The sequence below is a fragment of the Hyphococcus lacteus genome, assembly GCF_041058985.1.
Lineage (GTDB): Bacteria > Pseudomonadota > Alphaproteobacteria > Caulobacterales > Parvularculaceae > Hyphococcus > Hyphococcus lacteus.
Genome location: NZ_JBEHZE010000001.1, coordinates 1,359,013 through 1,380,378, shown reverse-complemented (window position 1 = coordinate 1,380,378; position 21,366 = coordinate 1,359,013). Strand labels below are relative to the sequence as shown.

Sequence of the window (21,366 nt, the reverse complement as noted above, 5' to 3'; positions counted from 1 at the left end):
GCAAGACGATGACCGATACTAAACAAAAACCACACGCAGAACATTTACACGCCGGCGAACGTCACGGACTCGCGCTTCCAATAGAACTAGAAGAGGGAGCCCCTCCCGCCCTCGCTAACGCAGCTATGGCCGTAGTCAGTGGTCTAATAATTTTGCTTCTCGTATGGGCTAACATCGCACATGTGCGTGAGCTATCCGTGGCTCCGGGCACAATCGCAGCATACGGTTCGTCGCGCGCCGCCGCCCATCTCGAAGGCGGCATCGTGGAAGAAGTGCTCGTTTCTCCGGGTGATGTCGTTGCAAAAGGCCAAGCGCTAATTGTGATGAATTCGGAAAGCGGCGGCGGAGAATTTAACCGGATGAATGCGCGCTATGCGAGCTTGGGTATACGCTCCGAACGTCTGTCGGCACAGGCGGAAAACCGCAATCCTGACTTCTCTTCAATGAGTACGGAATGGCAAAACGCAATCACCGAGCAACAAACGATTTTTGATGCTGCGGTCGAGCAGCACCGCGCAACTATTGCAACATTGCAAGCAAAAGAAGAATCCGCGCAATCTGAAGTCAACCGAGCAAAAGCAGAACGAGATGCTGAGGTCGAACTTTTGGGTTACGCGACAGAGCAACTCGAGATTCAAGAAAGCTTGATTGAAGAGGGGTACACGTCAAAACAGTCATACCTCAAAGCAAAATCAGCGGCAGCGTCTGCCAAAGCTAGTAGCGCTGCGGCACGATCAAGATTAGAGCAAGCACATCGCGCCTATGCCAGTGCTAAAGCCGAACGCGAGCGTTCATTAGCTGAATATCATAACCGTATTGCCGAGGAGCGCGCCGACGTTATTGGCGAATTGGCGGAACTTAAGGAACCCATGGCTTCACTTAAGGACCGATCAAATCGACTAACCGTACGGGCACCAATTGCAGGAATCGTAAATGATGTATTGGTATTTGGCGAAGGTGATGTCGTTCGACCCGGCGGCACCGTGGCGGAAATCACCCCAACGGACGCTGAACTTATGGCAGAAGTAAGAGTGAACCCAAAAGATATCGGCCATGTTTTTGCTGGGCTCAAAACCGATGTTTCGGTTACGACTTTTGATCCAAATAGATACGGCAAAATTCCTGGGGCGGTATCTCATATATCCGCAGATACGTTTACCGATGAACGCTCCGGAGAACCATATTACATCGCCTATATCGCGTTAGAGCAGCAGATTATCGGCAAAGGTCGACAACAACGGCCAATATCGCCGGGTATGCAAGTACGAGCAGAAATCGTCACCCAATCGCGTAGCTTTATGCGATATATTCTTAAGCCCGTTGCTAGGTCCGTTGATCGTGCGTTTACAGAACGATAAAATCACGTCGAAAAGAATTTGGCAGAAGTCGCTTAACCCGTTAAGCCAAAGTGACGAGTTACTTATTTCGCGGAATTAGGACTGATGAGAACGTATAAAAGGGGTGATCCGATTGCCGTAATGGGCATGTCCGGCGTTGGAAAAACGCGGATTGCTTCGATTCTACGAAGTCAGGATCGCTGGTTTCACTACTCTATCGATTACCGGATTGGTACTCGATATATGGATGAAGCAATCGTCGATAACTTTAAAAGAGAAGCAACAAAAGTCCCGCTTCTGCGCGAACTACTACTTACCGATTCGATTTACATCTCGTCAAATATTACATTCGACAATCTCGACCCACTCTCGACCTATTTAGGAAAACCAGGCGACCCCAGCAAGGGAGGCATCCCGTTTGACGAATATATTCGACGTCAACGCGAGCACCAAGACGCAGAAATTCGAGCACTGATGGATACGCCGCTTTTTGTCGAGAAAGCACGGAGCATCTACGGCTATGACCGATTTATTTGCGATACTGGCGGATCAATCTGCGAGGTCGTAGACCCAGAAGATGAAAATGATCCTGTATTACGGACCCTGAGCCAGACCTGCCTGCTTGTATATATAGCTGGCGATGATTCTCATGCCGGCGCACTAAAAACACGTTTTGATAAAAATCCGAAACCAATGTTCTACAATGAAACTTTTCTTCGCGATGTCTGGGCAGACTACCTTTCAGAAACAGGTTGCGCAGAAGAAAATGTTGATCCTGACCATTTTATTCGATGGGGTTTTGCGCGATTAATTGAGTGGCGACGCCCACGCTATCAAGCAATGGCAGATGGGTGGGGCATCACTATCCCTGCGAATAAAATCGAAAAAGTAAGAACACCTGAAGATTTTCTCGACTTAGTTGATTCTGCTCGTAGCGAAAGCTGATCTAATTCGATTTTTTTACAAACTCAGTCAGAATTACAATCTGCTGTGAATTAACTCTTCCCTCAATATGCTTCGCGTTGTTAGGCGATAACGAGATGTTTCGCACCACTGTCCCTCGTTTCGCCGTAAAACCAGCCCCCTTCACATTCAGATCCTTTATAAGGACAACAGAATCGCCAACAGCGAGCTCCGTACCATTCGAATCTATGTGCCGAATTCCGACCTCGTCGGACGCTTCAATACCTGATTGCGCCCAAGCCGCTGTAGCATCGTCAAGATAGAGAATTTCCAACAAATCCCGGGCCCATGCTTCATCTCGAAGGCGCGACAACATCCGCCACGCCACCACTTGAACTGCAGGGATTTGACTCCACGCACTGTCGTTCAAATTTCTCCAATGATGTACATCAATATCTGCGTTTTCCATGATCTGACCCGTACAGGTTGCGCAGGCAAGTATAGATTTATCGACAGCTCCATCATTATGTGGAGGTACGAAGTATACAGATAGATTTTCCGAATTTGCACAAAGTTCGCACTTTTTACCGGCTCGTTCACGCAAAATATTTTCGATGGCCATTACTAAAATGATTTCCAAATTCTTTTGCCACTGCCTGGCAAGCCGAGTTTTGACCACAATTTGTCAACGCGATTTATAACGCCCTCAGACATTCTGATTTCTTCGCCCCATTCCCTTTTGGATTCGGGCGGCAATTTGTCGGTCGCATCCAAACCTATTTTGGACCCAAGGCTTGGCTCTGAGCTAGCAAAGTCAAGGTAATCTATGGGTGTATTTTCGATAACAGTAATATCACGTGCTGGATCCATTTTTGTCGAAACAGCCCACATGACGTCTTTCCAATCACGGGCGTTGATATCATCATCAACAACAATGATCCATTTGGTGTACATGAACTGGCGCAAATACGACCACGCGCCCATCATCACGCGCTTCGCATGGCCGGGATACGCTTTCTTCATAGAAATTACAGCTATTCGATATGAACACCCTTCAGGCGGCAACCAGAAATCTGTAATTTCCGGGAATTGCTGTTGTATTAGAGGGATAAAAACTTCGTTCAACGCTTCACCCAATACACTCGGCTCATCCGGCGGACGCCCCGTAAATGTAGAGAGATAAATAGGATCTTTTCTATGGGTGATCCCAGTTATTGTGAATGTTGGGAATCTCTCAACCGAGTTATAATATCCAGTATGATCGCCATACGGACCTTCATCAGCATACTCGTCAAGCGAAACATATCCTTCAAGAATTATTTCCGCATGGGCCGGCACTTTTAGTGGCTGCGTCTTGCAATCAACAAGATCAACTTTTTTCCCGCGCAACAGTCCTGCAAAATGATATTCAGAAAGCGTATCGGGGACTGGCGTTACTGCCGCCAGTATCGTTCCTGGATCTGCGCCAATCACCACCGCCGCTGGTAATGGCTCATTATGCACTTTCGACCAACGCTGATGGTGCTGGGCGCCACCGCGATGCTTTAGCCATCGCATAATAGTTTTGTTTGGTCCCATCTTCTGCATACGGTAGATGCCAAGGTTATAGTCATCCTCCCGCTTTTCTGATGGCCCTTTGGTTACAATTAATGGCCAAGTGATCAGTGGTGCTGGCTCCCCCGGCCAACAAATTTGAATAGGGAATTCGTCTAGGTTTATCTCGTCGCCGGTCTTGACTACCTCTTGGCAAGGCGCACCCCAATCACGACTCGCAGGCTTCATTGCCATAACTGTCTTGGCCAATGGCAACATTGCCACCGCGTCTTTTAATCCACCCGGTGGCTCTGGTTGACGTAAGAAAGCCAAAAGCTCCCCGACCTCCCGCAACTCTTCGCCTGTGGTTCGCTCCTTGCCCTCAAGCGTCACCCCCATGGCTACGCGCTTCACCGTGCCGAACAAATTGACCAGAACTGGCATTGACGATTCTGAACCGTCTTCCATCACAGGGCGCTCAAAAATTACCGCAGGGCCGCCTTCGGCGAGCAACCGTGTTTGAATTTCAGTCATTTCAAGGTCAACAGATACGGGTTCAGAAACCCGGATCAATTCACCCGCTTTTTCCAACTTTTCGATAAAGTCTCGGAGAGATTGATAAGACATTTTTCGAGATTACCTTGCCGATTTGAAACTTCCTATGCGTCGCGAACGCGCGGTGCCATTCCTATATGATTTCTGAATACAATGGGAATGAACGGATTTAGCCTATATTTCACCATTCCCCTTTACGGTAGCTATAGTGGCGCATAGTTTATTTCGACGGCGTTTGCCGTAGTTTTCTTTTTTGCGGGAGCGTTTTCGGCATGTTGCCGATCATTCATCAGTTTTTTGGTGCAACTTTGATTGTTGCGGGGCTCATTGTACTGCCCTTGCCGCTTCCTTTTGGCCTCATCATGATAACATTGGGATGCGCCTTATTGGCCCCTTACGTGCCCATGGTGCAGCGGTTAATCCGCCACATGCGGTCCAGGTGGCCAGCTCTCGATGAAAAACTCCGCCGCTATCAACATCGATTTCCACCGGTGATTAAAAACACAATAGATAAGACCCATCCGGCCGAGTAACATCAACCAAGATTGGAAAAGTCTGGCTTTCGCTTTTGCATAAATGCCATACCCGCCTCACGAAACTCCGCCGATTGAAGTTGGCTTGCGAACAAGCTGCCCTCCTCTTTCATCCGCGCAAGGACCGGTGAGAGATCGCCCTTCATCAATTTCTTAGTCAACCGAACTGCTGCCGGGGCTTTTGCCGCGATTGCCTCGGCTTCTCTTGTGGCCGTCGCAGCCAAATCGCCCGCCCCTACAATCTCGTTCACGAAACCAAACTCACACGCACGAACCGCATCAATTTTTTTGCCTGCTATCAACATTTCTGCGGCTAATTGATGGCCAATATTTGCGGGCATCAATAGGCTGGATGCGGCCTCCGGCACTAATCCAAGATCCACAAAAGGCGTATGGAAGGTGGCGCTCTCAGCGGCAAAAACCAGATCGCAGTGAAGCAACATGGTCACCCCAACCCCAACTGCACCGCCCTGCACCGCGGCGATCAAGGGTTTCTCCGCCAAAGCAACCGCCTCCAAAAATCGTACTACCGGGGGAAGATCATGAGTATCAGTTGGGTTCGAATTACCCGACATGAAATCAGCGATGTCGTTCCCTGCGGTGAAAATATCGCCCGTTGATTCAAAAAGCACGACACGAATGGCTGGGTCTTGATTAGCTGCGGCTAATCCATCAGCCAAGGCACCGTACATTTCAGCAGTAATCGCATTGCGCTTTTCAGGACGATTAAATCCCAAGCGCATAATCGCACCCTCCTGCTTCACGGAAATATGTTCGCTCATGGGCCATTCCTTTATCATAGTCTTGATTTCTGACTTGACGCGATGACCGGCTAGGGATCAAGAACTTGGTACAGATAAGAGGCTAGAAAATGCACATTTGCATCCTTGTGACGGGTGAACCGCCGGAACCACTAAAAGGCCAATTTGGTGATTATCCCTCAATGTTTGAGCGGTTAATTAGCCCACATGCACCCCAGTTTTCATTTTCGACGGCAAACGCGCTCACTAACGAGGGGCTCCCGCCTGTCAGCAGTTTTGATGGACTCTTGATTACCGGCTCGCCCGCAGGTGTCTATGAGGAGCACAAGTGGATCGCCCCGTGTGAAGTTTTAATCAAGGAAACCGCCACGGCTGGTAAGCCACAAGTGGGTATTTGTTTTGGACACCAATTAATGGCACAGGCTTTTGGTGGAAAAGCGATTAAATCAGAACGCGGCTGGGGCGTCGGCGTGCATCGCTATAACATCAGCAATAAAGCTTCGTGGATGGTACCCGCTGCCAACCAAATTGCTTGCGCAGTTTCTCATCAGGACCAAGTGATCGAAGCACCCTCAGGCGCACGGACGCTCGGCGGGTCGGAATTTTGCCCGGCGGGCATTCTTGAATATGCGCAAGGACCAGCAATTTCGTTTCAACAGCACCCGGAATTTGGTCATGACTACGGGTTATCACTCTTGAAACTGCGCGAAGATCGAATACCACCAGATCGATTTGGTGTTGGCGTAGACAGCTATCAAAATAGAACGGATCGCGATCTCATGGGACAGTGGATCGCGAATTTCTTCACTCAAAACGCGAGTTAAAACCATGCCGGAAATTAAATTGACCATAGGTGATAAGAACCTCTCTTCTTGGTCGTTACGCCCGTGGTTTTTAATGAAGTATGCCGGCATTCCGTTTACAGAAGAAAATATCAAACTAGACCGCCCGGAAAGCCGGGCTGAATTAAATAAAAAGTCTCCCTCAGGCCTTGTGCCATTCCTCCAGCACGGAGAAGCCGCGGTTTGGGATTCATTGGCCATTTCAGAATACCTCAATGACCAATTCCCCGAGAAAAACCTTTGGCCAGAGGCTGCGCTAGCACGCGCCACAGCCAGGGCAGTCTCTGCTGAAATGCATTCTGGCTTTTCCGCACTACGAACCGTTTGGCCGATGCAGGTCACCCACCGCGACTTGAAACACGTCACATCTGGGGGTGTTCAGCGGGATATCGACCGAATCAATACGCTCTGGACGATGTGTCGCCGCGACTATGGAAAGGGCGGCGACTTTCTCTTTGGTCAGTTTTCAATCGCAGACGCCATGTACGCACCAGTTGTCTCGCGGCTTACCACCTATGGCCCTGTAGCACTTTCTGCTGAAGCAAGCGCATATCGCGACATGATAATCGACCTACCCGTCATGAAGGAATGGGAGGATGGCGCGCGAGCAGAAATCGGCATTTCTTAAGCGTTCCCCCCAGTTCATAACTTGCGAAGCGCCGCGCAAGCCTTTATCTCCGCGCCATGCAAAGTAAAACAGCACAAGATATTTTAGCGGCACTCATCGCCGATGCCACCGCCGCAGGCGCAGAAGCCGCCGATGCCGTCTTATATCATTCGGTTTCTCATGGCGTTTCCTGGCGCATGGGAAACTTGGAGGACGTCGAGCGCTCAGAAGGCGCTGATCTAGGGCTTCGGGTGATGGTCGGCAAGCGGCAGGCCTCGGTTTCCACAACCGATCACTCAAGACAATCACTCAAGGATCTCGCCCAACGCTGCACCGACATGGCCAAAGCAGCCCCCGAAGATCCATATTGCGGGCTCGCCCCCAAGGAACGGCTAGCATCCGAACCATTCAAAGAGCTTGATCTCGGCGATTATGCAGAGCCGAACACCGAGGCCCTCAAAGAACGCGCAGCCGAATGTGAAGCCGCAGCGCTCGCTGTCGAAGGTGTCGTCAATTCATCCGGCGCCGGCGCAAGTTATAGCGAAGGCCAAAAATGGCTGATGACCAGCCACGGGTTCTTTGGCCAATCCGGCGGATCAAATCACTCAGTTTCTGTTAGCGTTCTCGCGCAAGACGACAACGGTATGGAACGCGATTATGATTACGATTCAAAAACCCATATAGCCGACCTCCTGACGGCCAATATCATTGGCACAAATGCCGGAGAACGATCCGTCCGGCGCCTAAGCCCACGAAAAATAAAAAGCCAGACAGCGCCCGTCATCTTTGATAATCGCTTATCACGGTCATTGCTTTCGCATCTCGTCGGCGCGGTAAACGGCGGCGCGATTTCGCGCGGGGTTAGTTTTCTTAAAGACAAAATGGGCGAAAGGGTTTTCGGTGATAACATTAACATCATCGATGATCCGCATATCCGTCGCGGTGCCGGGTCACGGCCATTCGATGGCGAAGGCATATCGAACTCACGAATCGATCTCATTAAAAATGGCGAACTGACGTCATGGTTTATGAATACCGCACAAGCCGCCCAGTTGGGACTAGAAACCAACGGCCGCGCCACGCGAGGCGTCGGCGGTGGCCCCGGATCAGGTTCAACCAATCTCTACCTAGAAACCGGATCGTCAACATTCAGCGACCTAATTAATCAAGCCAACAACGGCCTTTTGGTTACAGACATGTTTGGCCCACAGGTTAATCCGAATACGGGTGATTATTCTGTTGGGTGTTCGGGATTTTGGTTCGAGGACGGCAATATTGCCTATCCCGTTAGCGAAATCACAATCGCTGGGAATATTCTCGAAATGTATGCCGGGTTAATCCCCGCAGATGACCTTGAATTCCGCGGTGCCATCAACGCACCAAGCGTTCTTCTGCCTGCGATGACTATCGCTGGCGATTAATTTTATCCTAATCGGAGTAATTCCATGTCTGACAAACAGCTACTTCATCTCGTCTTTGGTGGAGAACTAGAAAATCTCGAAGAGGTAAGCTTCCGCGATCTCAATGATCTCGACATTGTGGGTGTCTTTCCTGACTATGAATCAGCGTCGAAGGCTTGGCGTTCAAAAGCCCAATCAACGGTCGATAACGCTCATATGCGGTATTTCATTGTTCACATGCACAAATTGCTTGATCCAGACGGCGACGGGAAATTCTAAGCTGACCCATGGCAACGCCACTCACCCGTGATGAGTTTCTAACTTCCGCAGGGCGCAAGCGCGCTTGGCGGGAGTTAATGCTCGGCGATCACGGTGTGTTGCGCAAAATCTATGACAATACCCATGAGGTTTCCGCTGAAAAGCTATGGCGGACTTACCAGCCCTCTCCGCGCGATCTCGCGGATTGGAAAAAACGCGGTATTCGGACGGTCATCAACCTTCGCGGTGACAAGCCCAACGGCATCCTTTTTCTCGAAGAAGAAGCCTGTAAAAGGCTGGAGTTAAACCTCATAAATTTTCGCGTCTATTCCCGTGATGCACCGTCGAAAGAAATACTCCGCAACGCGCGGAAAATGTTTTCCAAGATAGAATACCCAGCGATTATGCACTGCAAATCCGGGGCAGATCGAGCTGGACTAATGGCCACGCTTTTTTTGTTCCTGCACGAAGGTGAAGCACTAGATCGTGCGCTAGATCAGCTCACCTTCAAATATGGCCACGTCAAGCACGGTAAAACCGGCGTGATTGACTTTGCTTTTGATCGCTACATTGCATACGCAAAAGACAACAATATTTCGCTTTCGGACGTTGACGCTTTTTTTGATTGGGTCGAAACAGAATACGATCCGGAGCAAACGAAAAAAGAGTTTCAACCGACGCCCATCGGCACTCTGTTAACGGATATAATTCTTAGACGAGAATAGCCTAAGAAAACTGGAGCGCTGCTTGCTTAGCGTAGGCACCGTTTTTTTCTATTAACGCATCATGAGTGCCTGTTTCAATAATCCGACCACCATCCATTACGACAATAATGTCTGCATCTTTTACAGTCGCTAAGCGGTGTGCGATCACCAGAGTTGTTCGGTCTTTGGTCAACCGCTTAAGTGCGGCGTTGATTTGCGCCTCTGACTCAGCATCAAGAGCCGATGTCGCTTCATCTAACAACAGGATTGGAGCGTTTTTTAGAAACGCTCTGGCAAGCGCAATGCGTTGCCGCTGACCACCGGACAAATTCGCCCCGCCCTCACCCAGCGGTGTATCATATCCGTTAGGCAAAGCCGCAATAAAATCATTTGCAGACGCATCAATTGCTGCGCGTATAATATCACCGCGGTCCGCTTCGGGCCGGCCAAATGCAATATTTTCAAGCGCCGACATGTTAAATAGCACAGCATCTTGCGCGACGAGCGCCATTTGACTTCGCAACGATCGCAACGTCACATCACGAATATCATTGCCGTCTACTAGAATGCGCCCGTCTGTTGGTTCATATAAACGCGGCAATAAATTGATTAGCGTGGACTTGCCGGCACCTGAGGCCCCAACCAACGCAACCATAGATCCGGCAGCAATCTCTAAATCAATCCCGTTAAGCGCACTGCCGCCATCACCATAGCCGAAATGAACATTTTCAAATTGAACGGTTCCCACGCCACGCGTCAATTCCGTAGCGTTCGACTTAGTGGTGATTTCAGGCACCTGATCAACCAAGGACAGCATGCGCTCAAATGCACCGAAGCCCTCTTGTACCACTGCATTTAATGTTCCTAAACCGCGCGCAGGCGCAGATAACAACATAAGAGCGGTCATAAACCCGGTGAACTCCGAAAACTCAATCGCACCTGATGAAATACGCATTGCCACTGCCGCGATCACCAAAGAAATCGCCATAGAACCGGCCACAAAAATGATTGGCTCATTCATTGCGCGGGTATAAGCCATCTTTTTCATTAACCGCAGACGTTCATCAAACGCCGCATTCGCGCGCGCTCGCTCCAGCGGTTCGATTTGATAGGTCTTGACCATCCTTGCGCCGGCTACAGTTTCGCCGATCAAAGATGTTACATCACCGGCTTGGTCCTGGGCACGACGAGACGCAGTGCGCAACATTTTTCCGATATAGCCAACAAACAATCCGACCCCAGCGTAAACAATAATAACGATCAGAAACAGAACTGCATCGAACCAAAGCATTGCTGCGCAAAGTCCGCCAAATGTCAGCAGGTCACGAACACCGCTAGCCACGCGATTTAATGTCTCCCGCAGAACAGTGACGTCATTCGTGAAACGGGATATAAATTGGCCCGAAGCTTCTTTACGGGTTTGCGCAAAGTCGAGCGCCGTCAACTTTGAAAACATATCGTTTTGCAGATCACGCAGCGCCGACAACGACGCCCCGGCATTCAGCCGATTAATCGCATAAAGTGACCCCGCATAAATAAGCCCCAACCCAATGATCACCACGGGCCCGAAGATGCTAATTTGGGATAGTGCCGGTACGTCTTCGCCGGACGCACCAGAAAGACCCGAAAATATCCACTCTACGCCAAAAGCGATTGCCGCATTTGCACCTGAATATATCGCCATAAATCCCAATGACATGGCGAGACGTGGCCAATAGCGCGATAAATGCTCACGCCAAAGGCGGCGCGCAAGCAACCAAGTGGATGCAAATGACGTTGGGGGTTGGGCGCTCACATTTACTCCTATATCCAGTCAGTCGCGGTATTGTTGCCAGCGCCGCGATCAGACGCAAGCTATTGACCCGTTGCAGGAATTGGGGAACCCCCTTTTGACATGCTGAAACGCCTCGCCAGAAGCTCAATCATACTTGCGCTCGCCAGTTTTGCGATCGGGTCATATATCCGTCTGGTTTACAGGACGACGCGCTGGACCTTGCTGGGCCGGGAGCATTTCCAATCTGCCGCTGACGGCGGTAAAGGCGTCATCATCACCTTCTGGCATGGGCGTTTGCTAATGGGGGCTGCAATCCGGCGCGAAACAGGCTTGCCGGTCTATATGTTAATATCAGCCCACCGAGACGGCGAAATCGTTGCACGCGGGGTGAAAGGCTTTGGTATTGAGTTCATCCGCGGCTCAGCGAGTAATCCCAAAAAGGCCGGTAAAAATAAACACGGCGCATCAGCGATTGGCCAAATGATCGCCGCTCTGGAAAAAGGGTCCGTCGTTGGCTTCACGCCTGACGGCCCACGCGGCCCCGCAAAAACGGTCAAGCCTGGCGTCATCAAATTAGCGCAGATGAGCGGCGCGCCGATTGTTCCCGCTGCCTATTCGGTCACCCGGGGTAAGCATATGTCCAGTTGGGACAGGTTCTTATTGGCAGCTCCGTTCTCTAAGGGGTATTACCTTGCCGGAAAGCCGATCACCGTCCCCCATGACGCAAGCGCAGCGGATCTTGAGAATTTCAGGCTCGATCTTGAAACCGCGTTAAAGGACGTCACTCATAAAGTTGACGCCCTTGCGGGACGATGCGACGCAGAGAAAGAATGACACCGTTGGATATGAATACGGAATTGCGAGAACCGCTAGGCCTAAAATTATACCGCTCGATCAGTCGGGCCGGTGAGCCTATCGCATCCTTTGCTTTACAGCGCCGATTGAAAGCCGGAAAAGAAGATCCGTCGCGAATAGACGAGCGTAAAGGCAAGGCTGGCTGTGCCCGGCCAAACGGTCCGCTTATCTGGATTCACGGTGCAAGTGTCGGTGAATCACTTTCGGTAATCCCACTGGTTAAACAGTTGCGACGCCTACGACCCGACTATCAATTCCTTGTCACGACCGGAACCGTAACTTCTGCTAACCTGATGCAAGCTCGGTTGCCCGAAGGTGCCTTTCATCAGTTCATCCCGCTCGACCACCCGGACTATGTTTCCAGCTTTTTGGAACATTGGCGACCAGACGCAGCGATTTTCGTTGAATCTGAATTTTGGCCAAACCTTATTCTAGCGGCGCGCCAACATGCGAAATTCATGGCACTGGTGAATGGGCGTATTTCACCGCGTTCATTTGATGATTGGAAACGTCAGCCCAACGCAATTAAATTTATCCTATCATCGTTTGACACCATCGTGGCACAAGACCAACAAAACGCCGAACGCCTGACAATGCTCTCTGGTCGCGACGTAGAAACGCTCGGAAATCTGAAATACGCTGCGCCGGCTCTACCCGGAGACGACCAAGCCCTTGAGAACATCAAACGTGAAATTGGCGACAGGCCATTGTGGTTGGCAGCAAGCACCCACCCCGGCGAAGAAGAGAGCATTTTCGCTGCGGCCAAGATCCTAAAAGCGGAATTTCCCAACCTTCTTACAATCGTTACGCCACGTCATCCCGGGCGCGGGGACAATGTTGCGGAACTAAGCACCGAGAACGGACTTCGCTTTGCACAACGGTCGAAAGATCAGCCGATCACGCCGGAAACGGATGTGTATATCGCCGATACGTTGGGCGAACTTGGTGTGTTTTATCGGCTTTGTGATGTCAGCTTTGTTGGTGGTAGCCTAACCGCAAAAGGTGGCCATAACCCGCTTGAGCCAGCCCGCCTCGGTGCTGCGATCCTACATGGCCCACATATTTTTAATTTTGTCGAAACCTATGCCAGCATGCGTATTGGCGGCGGCGCGGCGTTAGTGCGCAATGATCGCGAAATAGCTTCGGCTGTGCGCCGATTATTCGCTGACGACAAAACACGCAGCGCTATGACAGATGCAGCCCGCAAGGCCGCAGAAAACGATGCTGAACGAATTCTGAACGACGTATGCGCCGTATTAGAACCAAACCTGCCCAACGCGGAAAAAACCAATGATGCGTGAGCCATGGTTTTGGCAAAGCCCCAGCATGACCGCAAAGGCAATAACAACGGCGCTTCGGCCCGCAGCCTTCGCATATCAATACGCCCATAAATTACGGTGCGCGATGACTGCCAGTCACCATGCGTCTGTCCCGGTGATATGTATTGGCAACGCAACTTTGGGCGGGGTCGGCAAAACACCTCTTGCTTTACGCATTCATGAATTCCTTTTAGAAGACGGTATAAAGAGCTGTTTTCTGACACGTGGTTTTGGCGGGTCATTCACTGGTCCGACCCTTGTAGACCGCGACCATCACGACGCTGATCAAGTAGGTGATGAAGCCCTCTTGCTTGCGGCGCGCGGAAACACGATTATATCCCGTTTCCGCCCTGCGGGGGCTGCGCTGGCCGTTGAGCATGGTGCACAAGCAATTCTAATGGATGATGGTTATCAAAATCCGACGCTTCACAAGGACATTTCAATTTTACTGGTCGACAAAAAAAGCACCAGTGACAATCCGCTAACTTTCCCCGCTGGGCCTTTTCGCGAAACACTGGCCTCAGCGAAAAAACGTGCTGATCTCGTGATTGCTGTCGGAGACACTCAAGCAGAAGCGCAGTCTATCACGGGCACAGATTTTCATGCTTGGCTTGAGCCTGTAGGAAGGGTATCGCCCCAAAAAGTTATCGCTTTTGCAGGGATCGGCCGCCCAAAGAAATTTTTTGACCTTCTTTCCCGACAAGGTTTTGACGTCGAAAAGGCTATTGGCTTTCCAGATCACCATCAGTTTTCACAGGCCGAACTTGACGTTTTATTGCGCGATGCGACCAAAGAAAACGCCCAGCTAATGACAACGGAAAAAGACTTTGTCCGATTGCCGGAAGATTTCAAAAAACACGTAATGCCTTTACGTGTCGCTATGCACATCAATGATGCGGATGGATTAAAACAGCAGGTTTTGGCAAAGTTGAAAAAGATTGAAAATATCCACGCCGCCAGTTCATCATGAAAAAACACACTGACGATATTCCATTACCCGAACGCCGACCAGATCGGCCGGTCACCGTCATGCATCGCATTGAGCTTGGGCTTGTCTTGATGTTGAGCGGTTTTTTTAAAATTCTCGGTCTCAATGGCGCATCGTTCGTTTCGGGTAAATTCCTGCGCATCGTCGGCCCTCTTATTCGGTCTGTCTCTATGCGCGCGGAAAATAATCTACGCAAAGCCTTCCCCGATTGGTCGGATAAGCAAATTAATGCCACAACAAAAAAAGTCTGGGAAAATTTAGGTCGAACAGCCGCCGAGTTTACCCACCTGGAACAGCTAAAACCGAACCTTCCCAACGGCCGCGTCACGATCACAGGGAAAGACAAGCTTGATGACCTGGTCACGGATGGCCATTTTGCGATCTTTTTTTCAGGCCATTTTGCAAATTGGGAAGTCATTCCAACAGCTTTCGAATCATTAGGCGTTGATCAAAGCTTCGTTTATCGCGCTGCCAACAATCCGCTTACCGATGAATATATCATCAATCGACGGGGAAAGGTAATGTCACGATACCAAATCCCGAAAGGGAAACGTGGTAGTCGCGCGCTGCTTGACACCCTCAATAAAAAACGCTCGCTTTTAATGCTAACGGATCAAAAACTAAATAGCGGGATTTCTGTACCATTTATGGGCATCCCTGCCATGACGCTAAATGCGGCGGCGCGGTTGGCATTGAAGTATAAAATCCCGCTCGCACCCGTCAGTATAGAGCGATTAAACGGCGCACGGTTCAATATTCAATTCCACGACCCACTAGCGTTCACACCAAGCGGAGATCTAAATAAAGATATCTACGACCTGACGGCATTGATGAATTTAGCTATAGAAAAAGACATTCGCGCGCGACCAGGTCAGTGGCTTTGGTTCCACCGACGCTGGCCAAAAGGCGCTTGACTATTCTTTGCAAACGCCTTCGCTCGCAACACTAACCCCTTTGCTCGCAGCAGAGCACGCACTGGGATAGGTGTTGCCATCGCAACCACAGACTGGACGATATTCCATCGTGCAAATCTGAGGTTTGTTCGTACATTTCCCCGCGACGTCGGCGATCTGATGGCAAGTGCCGGCTTGAAAGCGGCAATAATCATCATCCGCCTGACATGCTGTACCAGCAAAACCACCGCACATACCGCCGGTTTCACCGAATGTTGGGCCTTCATCATTGGGCACTGCCATACACGACGCCGCAAACATTGCGACGACAACGACACCAAATGATTTAAGCCAAATCACCTTATTCGCCCGCAGACATCTGCGACTGTAGGTAATTTTGCTCGCCAACACGGTCCATCAATTCAAGCTGTGTTTCGAGATGGTCAATATGCTCTTCTTCGGATTCGAGGATTTCAACCAACAATTCACGGCTAACATAATCTTTTACTGTCTCGAAGTAAGCGATCGCATCTTTGTACAGCGGATGCGCACGTTGTTCGGCACGCAAATCACATTCCAATGCCTCGCGAACATTTTCGCCGATATAAACCTTGTCGAGGTCCTGCACATTAGGCAGCCCGTCAAGAAATAGAATGCGTTCAATCAATTTGTCCGCATGCTTCATTTCGTCAATAGATTCGTCATATTCAACTTTTGCGAGCCGATCAAAGCCCCAGTTTTTGAACATGCGTGCATGCAAGAAATACTGATTGACCGTTGTCAGCTCCAGCCTCAACGCTTTGTTGAGAAATTCAATTACTTTCTGATCACCTTTCACGGAATCAACTCTCCTTTTCATTGGTTACACGCAAGGTACTCATTTGTTCCCGCAGACAAAGCTTTATCTTTGCAAGCGAGAAGCAATAGCGCAGAAAGTTTTGTGAAACCGATTTACGAATAGTAAAATCGCTTATTCAGCAGCGAGTTTACAAATTCCGTTTTGCTGTTCGCGTGAATTCTCGATCAACTTTGCAACATCGGGAAGGCACTTTCCGCATTGTGGACGGCGCCCACAGCGACGAAAAACCTCAGCAACATTGCGCGCATCATTACTCGCAGCAGCGAGTTCCCGATCTTTTAGCGCGTTGCAAATGCACACATACATGTGAGCTTACCATCTGTTGACCTGCCCAAATGGGCCTACATCTAAAGATGGTGCAAATGATAATGATTGTCAATTACAAAACGCTTAACGAGGAAGCAATTAATCGCCGGCGGGTGTCGATACTTTCTTCAGCGGCATCGCACCAACCGTAAGCTGGGGATCCACCAACATCCCGGCCCATTTCATGCTCCAATGAAGGTGCGGCCCTGTCACGCGGCCCGTGGCCCCTACAGCGCCGATAACATCACCTTTTTCGACGCGCTGTCCCGGTTCTACATCAATACGCGACATATGCAGGAACGCTGATTCGAGCCAGTGCCCGTGATCCAGCAAAACCAGCCCGCCTTCAAAATACATGTCATCCTCTGCGAGACGGACGATCCCCGGCGCTGGGGCCAGAATCGGTGTGCCGGTCGGGGCCGCAACGTCTACGCCTGAATGCGGGTTTTTCGGCTCGCCGTTCAAAATTCTCTGAGAACCGAAAACGCCACTGATCCGACCTGTCACCGGCCATTCAAATCCGACCGACCAATCCGCAAGTTGCTGCGTATCTTTGCGCGCAGCCAACTTCTTCTTACGGTCCACTGCGATTTTCGCTAATTGCGCTTCGGTGAAGCCAGATACCTTGGACTGATCAAGACCATCAATTCTATCGACGGGAAATTCGCGATCTTCGATCTCAATGGCGCGACGCTCGACCGTACCGTCCGGCAAGGCAACAACCATCAATGCGGAAAGCGCACTATCACGACCGAAACCAACCAAGAACCGTCCATCGTCATCAACCATAACACTATCGCCATCAAGGGTGACGGTGGCACCGCGTTCAGTCTGGCCGAACAAAATCCCGCCTTGGGCGAAACTGCCGTCAATGGTGAAATGTTCCGGCGCACCCGTAAACACTTCTTGGCGCTCAGAAACATCGTTCATAGCTTCGGCAAAATTCGCACGACGAGCGAGGTCAACCTTCTCGCCTTCTGTTTTTATGTTTTTGACTTTCTTTCCCGCTTCGATCAACGCATTATCGCTGACGGGAATGTCATCAGTATGCTTAGCATCTTGCGCAATAGCGGCACCGGCCAACATGGCTGAAACGCCAAAGCCAAAAGCAAATTTAGCCCGAAACGATAATTTACGCATTCCCGCCCCCTTTAAGGTTCATTCCTTTGGTCGCCGCAGCGGCATCAACATATGGCTCCTGCAGGTCAACGCTCCAATACCGCAACGCCTTTAGCGGAATTTTTGTCCCGGTCACGGCGCAGATCACATAGGAACCTGGCCGGACAATATGAAAATCTCCGTCATCATACTCAATGACGGCCTCTTCGCCGCTGCCGAGGGTTTCAAAGCTGTTCATGATATGCGCATTGCCTCTTGTCTTTGTTTCGCATCAATACCGCGCCCAACGGGCGCTAGTCAAAGCGCGAAATCAATCAAATAATCCCTGCTGCTTGGGCTTCACGTTGGATCGTTTCTCATCTTTATCGGTTTTGGGTGCTGCTTTTACAGGCTTTTTTTGGCTTTTCGATGGCACAGTACTGCCGTCGAACACAAAATCGCGTGTCCCATCAACAAATTGGATCTGCCCGCCCGGCACTGAAGCCGTATCGCCTGTGCGGCGTAATAATTGCCCGTCGGTCCCGCGCACCAGCGCAAAACCGCGCTCAAGCACACTTTGATATGAAACTGCCGCCAGCACCCGCGCCGACGAGGTCAGCCGAGAGTGACGGTCCCGCACAATTCGGTCCGTGCGGTCAGAAATGCGCGACCACATTTGCGCAATAGTATTTTCACGCTTCGCAAAGCCGCCAGCCAACAAATTCGGCGTCAATCGTCCACCCACGCGTGCAACCTGCGTCAGTGCATTATCAAGCCGAGCGCGCAATCCCGAGCGAAGTCCGTCCGATGCACGATCGAGCCGTTGCGTCGCGGCACCAAGAATATCTTCGGGTCGGCCCAACCCGCGCGCCGCCGACATGAGGGCCGTACGGCGCTGTTCAATAGTGCGCGTGGCCGCGCCGACAAAACGACGCTCCTTGTTTAAGACTTCACTCAGTAATTCCGAACGTACAGGAACCGCAAACTCTGCCGCCGCAGTCGGTGTCGGCGCACGACGATCAGAGACGTAATCAATCAACGTCGTATCGGTTTCATGCCCCACAGCAGAGATCAATGGAATCTCACTTGCAGCAGCAGCACGAACGACGACCTCTTCATTAAAGCACCAAAGGTCCTCGAGCGATCCACCGCCCCGCGCGACGATTAAAACATCCGGTCGCGGAACAGTGCTATTAGGTGTCAGCGCGTTAAAACCTTTTATTGCGTCGGCGATTTTCACTTCCGCGCCGCGCCCTTGGACCAATGTTGGCCAAACGATGACATGTCGCGGAAAGCGTTCGCGCAAGCGATGAAGGATATCACGAATGACCGCGCCCGATGGCGAGGTAACAACACCGATCACCTGGGGCAGGAACGGCAGCGAGCGTTTTCGCTCGGGCGCGAAAAGCCCTTCGGCAGCAAATTTCTTTTTGCGCTCTTCCAAAAGCGCCATCAGCGCGCCAACACCCGCCGGTTCCAGCGAATCAATCACCAGCTGATAGCGTGACTGACCCGGAAAAGTCGTCATCCGGCCCATGGCAATCACTTCCATCCCTTGTTCAGGGTTGATCGAAAGCCGGGCCGCCATGCCTTTCCACATAACGCTTGAAATCACCGATTTCTCGTCTTTTAGATCGAGATACATGTGCCCTGACGCCGCGCGCGTCACCCGACCCAATTCACCACGCACACGAACGAGACCGAAGGTATCTTCGATGGTGCGCTTTACGGCCCCCGAAAGCTCGGTGACTGTATATTCGTGGACATTGCCGATTTTTTGTTCCGTCATTTTCGTGTTAGACCATATTTCACTGGCGCAGATAACCGCTTTGAGGGGGTTGGGCAAAATTTGCGAGCACATACGGTTTGTATGCACAGACATTATGTAATCTAACGTCGTGTAATCTAAGAAAAACTGCACGACCATCAGTGGCGTTTTTGTTTTTACTAAAAAGATGAATTTTTGGCATGTGGTAACGGTCTTGTTTCAGGCCACTGCAACAGACCGGTTTTAGGGGAGAATTGAGATGAAAACCAAATTTTTGATGGGCGTGGCTGCGGCCGGTCTTGTGCTTGGCGGCGTCACCATATCCACAACAATCACCAACCAACAAAATGCCGAAACCGCTGTACCGTTTATGCATCCCCTGATGATGGCACGCGCTGTTTGCGGCAAACAAACCGATGAACTGGCCCAACGCCGCGCGTTCTTCGTTTCTGCCGCGACCGCCTATGCCGCTGCCAATGGTGAAAATGTTCCAAGCGAGGCGATGCTTCAAAGCAATCTTGGTGAAATCAGCTATGCTATCACAACCGCCAAACCCGAAGCGCAAGCTTGGTTCAATCAAGGTCTGGCGCACACATATAACTTCAATCATGGCGAAGCCGTAAAAGCGTTTAAGCAAGCACAAGACATCGACCCTGAATGCGCCATGTGTTTCTGGGGCGAGGCATTTGCACTTGGCCCTAATATTAACGCACCAATGGGGGACGAGGCGGTTGCCCCTGCATGGGCAGCGATTACCAAAGCCCTCGCCCTTCGCCCCGGTGCCAACGCAAAAGAACGTGAGCTGATTAATGCACTGGGCTACCGTTACGAAGCCCAACCAATAGATGACCGCGCAAAACTCGACAACGCCTTCGCCGATGCGATGGATGCGGTTGCCGTAAAATATCCGGATGATGACTTCATCGCCTCTTTGGCCGCTGAAGCCAATATGGACACGCAAGCGTGGGATTATTGGGAAGACGACGCCCGCACCCCCAAGGGACGCACAGCGCGAACAGTTTCTTTGATTGAGGCTGTTCTTAGTCGCAATCCAAATTATACGGCGGCGATCCACCTTTACATTCACATCACCGAGGCATCGCAAAACCCCTACCGCGCCGCCGATCACGCTGATCGGCTGGCCGCATTGACGCCCGGCCTTGGCCATCTGGTCCACATGCCGTCGCATACCTATTTCCGGATAGGTCGTTTTCAACAAGCCCTCGACCACAATATTAACGCTGTCGCTATTGACGAAGCCTATCTTGCCAATGCGGACGCGAGCCCGATTTATGAATATGGCTACTTCACCCACAATGTTCATTTCGCCATGACTGCGGCCCAAATGGCTGGCGATGGTGAAACGGCGCTTGTGATGGCTGACAAGCTGAACGCAAAACTGCCCGCTGAAATGGCGACCGCCGCGCCGTGGGTTCAGCCCATCAAAGCGGCACCTTTTTTTGCAATGGTTCAGTTCTCTGACCCCAGTGACATTCTGTCTACGGAAGACCCGGGTGATGATTTGGCGTTTCTGAAAGGCGCATGGCATTATGCACGCGGCGAAGCCCTTGCTCAAAATGGCGATGCGGAAGGGGCCATGAAAGAAGCCGAAGCGATTAGCGCGCTTATTGCCAACGCAGACTTTTCCGCACTCATGACCGGCAGTCTTCCTGCGCTCGATATCATGCGGATCGCACAAATGACGGTTACCGGGCGCGCCGCCATGGTGGATGGTGACCTTGGAACCGCGATCGAGGCCATGGAAGAAGCAACTGCGCTTCAAGAATCTCTGCCTTATACTGAGCCAGCATATTGGTATTACCCATCCAAACAGACCTTGGCGGCGATGGTGTTGCAGGCCGGACAGGTAGAGCGCGCCGAACAATTGTTCCTCGAAACGCTGACCGAGTCGCCCAATAACGCGTGGGTTCTTTATGGTCTGGCCGAAACTTATCGCGCCCAAGGCGATAAGGACGCAGCCAAATATGCTGAGCGGTTGTTTAAGCAAGCATGGTCGGGTCCCAAGAAATCGCGTCCCACCCTGACGCAGCTTTAAGTCGCACTCACAATTTG

At 51.0% G+C, this 21,366-nt stretch carries 23 protein-coding genes; 13 read left to right on the top strand and 10 right to left on the bottom strand.

From position 1 onward, the window contains the following. The first annotated feature begins 8 nt into the window (after positions 1 to 8). Positions 9 to 1,358 (top strand): HlyD family type I secretion periplasmic adaptor subunit, encoded by a 1,350-nt coding sequence (locus tag ABFZ84_RS06700; protein WP_369313192.1) that lies wholly within the window; start codon positions 9 to 11, stop codon positions 1,356 to 1,358. Between the two features lie 84 nt (positions 1,359 to 1,442). Next, positions 1,443 to 2,282, top strand: a complete 840-nt coding sequence (locus ABFZ84_RS06695; RefSeq protein WP_369313191.1) for an ATPase — start codon at positions 1,443 to 1,445, stop codon at positions 2,280 to 2,282. Position 2,283: 1 nt separating this feature from the next. Here the strand turns inward: ABFZ84_RS06695 and ABFZ84_RS06690 are convergent, their stop codons facing one another. Together ABFZ84_RS06690 and ABFZ84_RS06685 are read right to left on the bottom strand one after the other, a co-directional pair. Then, positions 2,284 to 2,862 (bottom strand): PhnA domain-containing protein, encoded by a 579-nt coding sequence (locus ABFZ84_RS06690; protein ID WP_369313190.1) that lies wholly within the window; start codon positions 2,860 to 2,862, stop codon positions 2,284 to 2,286. A 2-nt stretch (positions 2,863 to 2,864) separates the two neighbouring features. Next, the gene (locus ABFZ84_RS06685) at positions 2,865 to 4,400 is read right to left on the bottom strand and encodes a UbiD family decarboxylase (RefSeq protein ID WP_369313189.1); all 1,536 of its coding nucleotides are present in this window, start codon (positions 4,398 to 4,400) and stop codon (positions 2,865 to 2,867) included. A gap of 200 nt (positions 4,401 to 4,600) precedes the next feature. Here ABFZ84_RS06685 and ABFZ84_RS06680 point away from each other — a divergent pair, with 200 nt between their 5' ends. After that, positions 4,601 to 4,861, top strand: coding sequence for a PGPGW domain-containing protein (locus ABFZ84_RS06680; protein WP_369313188.1), 261 nt, complete (start codon positions 4,601 to 4,603; stop codon positions 4,859 to 4,861). 2 nt (positions 4,862 to 4,863) lie between these two features. On the opposite strand, the gene ABFZ84_RS06675 is transcribed toward ABFZ84_RS06680, so the two are convergent. Beyond that, on the bottom strand, positions 4,864 to 5,643 hold the full coding sequence (locus tag ABFZ84_RS06675; protein ID WP_369313187.1) for an enoyl-CoA hydratase-related protein: 780 nt from the start codon (positions 5,641 to 5,643) through the stop codon (positions 4,864 to 4,866). Between the two features lie 89 nt (positions 5,644 to 5,732). Here ABFZ84_RS06675 and ABFZ84_RS06670 point away from each other — a divergent pair, with 89 nt between their 5' ends. Genes ABFZ84_RS06670 through ABFZ84_RS06650 form a run of 5 tightly spaced genes read left to right on the top strand, consistent with a single transcriptional unit; the run spans position 5,733 to position 9,454 of the window. After that, on the top strand, positions 5,733 to 6,446 hold the full coding sequence (locus ABFZ84_RS06670; protein ID WP_369313186.1) for a glutamine amidotransferase-related protein: 714 nt from the start codon (positions 5,733 to 5,735) through the stop codon (positions 6,444 to 6,446). Between the two features lie 4 nt (positions 6,447 to 6,450). Continuing rightward, positions 6,451 to 7,092, top strand: a complete 642-nt coding sequence (locus ABFZ84_RS06665; RefSeq protein ID WP_369313185.1) for a glutathione S-transferase family protein — start codon at positions 6,451 to 6,453, stop codon at positions 7,090 to 7,092. A gap of 56 nt (positions 7,093 to 7,148) precedes the next feature. After that, positions 7,149 to 8,492 (top strand): TldD/PmbA family protein, encoded by a 1,344-nt coding sequence (locus tag ABFZ84_RS06660; RefSeq protein WP_369313184.1) that lies wholly within the window; start codon positions 7,149 to 7,151, stop codon positions 8,490 to 8,492. Positions 8,493 to 8,516: 24 nt separating this feature from the next. Beyond that, complete coding sequence (locus tag ABFZ84_RS06655) at positions 8,517 to 8,750, top strand: DUF4170 domain-containing protein (RefSeq protein ID WP_369313183.1); 234 nt, start codon at positions 8,517 to 8,519, stop codon at positions 8,748 to 8,750. An 8-nt stretch (positions 8,751 to 8,758) separates the two neighbouring features. Beyond that, a complete protein-coding gene (locus ABFZ84_RS06650) occupies positions 8,759 to 9,454 on the top strand; it encodes a fused DSP-PTPase phosphatase/NAD kinase-like protein (RefSeq protein WP_369313182.1) in 696 nt (231 codons plus the stop codon). 1 nt (position 9,455) lies between these two features. Here the strand turns inward: ABFZ84_RS06650 and ABFZ84_RS06645 are convergent, their stop codons facing one another. Then, on the bottom strand, positions 9,456 to 11,228 hold the full coding sequence (locus ABFZ84_RS06645) for an ABC transporter ATP-binding protein (RefSeq protein ID WP_369313181.1): 1,773 nt from the start codon (positions 11,226 to 11,228) through the stop codon (positions 9,456 to 9,458). Between the two features lie 99 nt (positions 11,229 to 11,327). Between ABFZ84_RS06645 and ABFZ84_RS06640 the strand changes: the two genes are divergently transcribed. Genes ABFZ84_RS06640 through ABFZ84_RS06625 form a run of 4 tightly spaced genes read left to right on the top strand, consistent with a single transcriptional unit; the run spans position 11,328 to position 15,283 of the window. After that, positions 11,328 to 12,041: a lysophospholipid acyltransferase family protein gene (locus ABFZ84_RS06640; RefSeq protein WP_369313180.1), complete on the top strand. Its 714-nt coding sequence runs from the start codon at positions 11,328 to 11,330 to the stop codon at positions 12,039 to 12,041. Beyond that, positions 12,038 to 13,363: a 3-deoxy-D-manno-octulosonic acid transferase gene (locus tag ABFZ84_RS06635; RefSeq protein WP_369313178.1), complete on the top strand. Its 1,326-nt coding sequence runs from the start codon at positions 12,038 to 12,040 to the stop codon at positions 13,361 to 13,363. Before ABFZ84_RS06640 ends, ABFZ84_RS06635 begins: the two co-directional genes overlap by 4 nt. Beyond that, positions 13,353 to 14,351 carry a tetraacyldisaccharide 4'-kinase gene (lpxK, locus tag ABFZ84_RS06630; protein ID WP_369313176.1) on the top strand — a complete coding sequence of 333 codons (999 nt, stop codon included), beginning with the start codon at positions 13,353 to 13,355 and terminating at the stop codon, positions 14,349 to 14,351. The genes ABFZ84_RS06635 and lpxK overlap by 11 nt, the downstream gene beginning before the upstream one ends. Then, positions 14,348 to 15,283, top strand: a complete 936-nt coding sequence (locus ABFZ84_RS06625) for a lysophospholipid acyltransferase family protein (RefSeq protein WP_369313175.1) — start codon at positions 14,348 to 14,350, stop codon at positions 15,281 to 15,283. Before lpxK ends, ABFZ84_RS06625 begins: the two co-directional genes overlap by 4 nt. Here the strand turns inward: ABFZ84_RS06625 and ABFZ84_RS06620 are convergent, their stop codons facing one another. The 6 genes from ABFZ84_RS06620 to xseA all read right to left on the bottom strand — a co-directional run bounded on the left by ABFZ84_RS06620 (position 15,284) and on the right by xseA (position 19,314). Further along, complete coding sequence (locus ABFZ84_RS06620; protein ID WP_369313174.1) at positions 15,284 to 15,622, bottom strand: Kazal-type serine protease inhibitor family protein; 339 nt, start codon at positions 15,620 to 15,622, stop codon at positions 15,284 to 15,286. A gap of 1 nt (position 15,623) precedes the next feature. Then, on the bottom strand, positions 15,624 to 16,100 hold the full coding sequence (gene bfr, locus ABFZ84_RS06615; RefSeq protein WP_369313173.1) for a bacterioferritin: 477 nt from the start codon (positions 16,098 to 16,100) through the stop codon (positions 15,624 to 15,626). Between the two features lie 132 nt (positions 16,101 to 16,232). Beyond that, entirely contained in the window at positions 16,233 to 16,427 is a 195-nt protein-coding gene (locus ABFZ84_RS06610; RefSeq protein ID WP_369313172.1) for a (2Fe-2S)-binding protein, read from the bottom strand. Positions 16,428 to 16,526: 99 nt separating this feature from the next. After that, positions 16,527 to 17,567, bottom strand: a complete 1,041-nt coding sequence (locus tag ABFZ84_RS06605; protein ID WP_369313171.1) for a M23 family metallopeptidase — start codon at positions 17,565 to 17,567, stop codon at positions 16,527 to 16,529. After that, positions 17,560 to 17,784 (bottom strand): DUF2093 domain-containing protein, encoded by a 225-nt coding sequence (locus ABFZ84_RS06600; RefSeq protein WP_369313170.1) that lies wholly within the window; start codon positions 17,782 to 17,784, stop codon positions 17,560 to 17,562. The genes ABFZ84_RS06605 and ABFZ84_RS06600 overlap by 8 nt, the downstream gene beginning before the upstream one ends. Before the next feature lie 72 nt (positions 17,785 to 17,856). Beyond that, a complete protein-coding gene (gene xseA / locus ABFZ84_RS06595; protein ID WP_369313169.1) occupies positions 17,857 to 19,314 on the bottom strand; it encodes an exodeoxyribonuclease VII large subunit in 1,458 nt (485 codons plus the stop codon). Positions 19,315 to 19,552: 238 nt separating this feature from the next. Here xseA and ABFZ84_RS06590 point away from each other — a divergent pair, with 238 nt between their 5' ends. After that, positions 19,553 to 21,349, top strand: a complete 1,797-nt coding sequence (locus ABFZ84_RS06590; RefSeq protein ID WP_369313168.1) for a tetratricopeptide repeat protein — start codon at positions 19,553 to 19,555, stop codon at positions 21,347 to 21,349. Positions 21,350 to 21,366 lie beyond the last annotated feature (17 nt).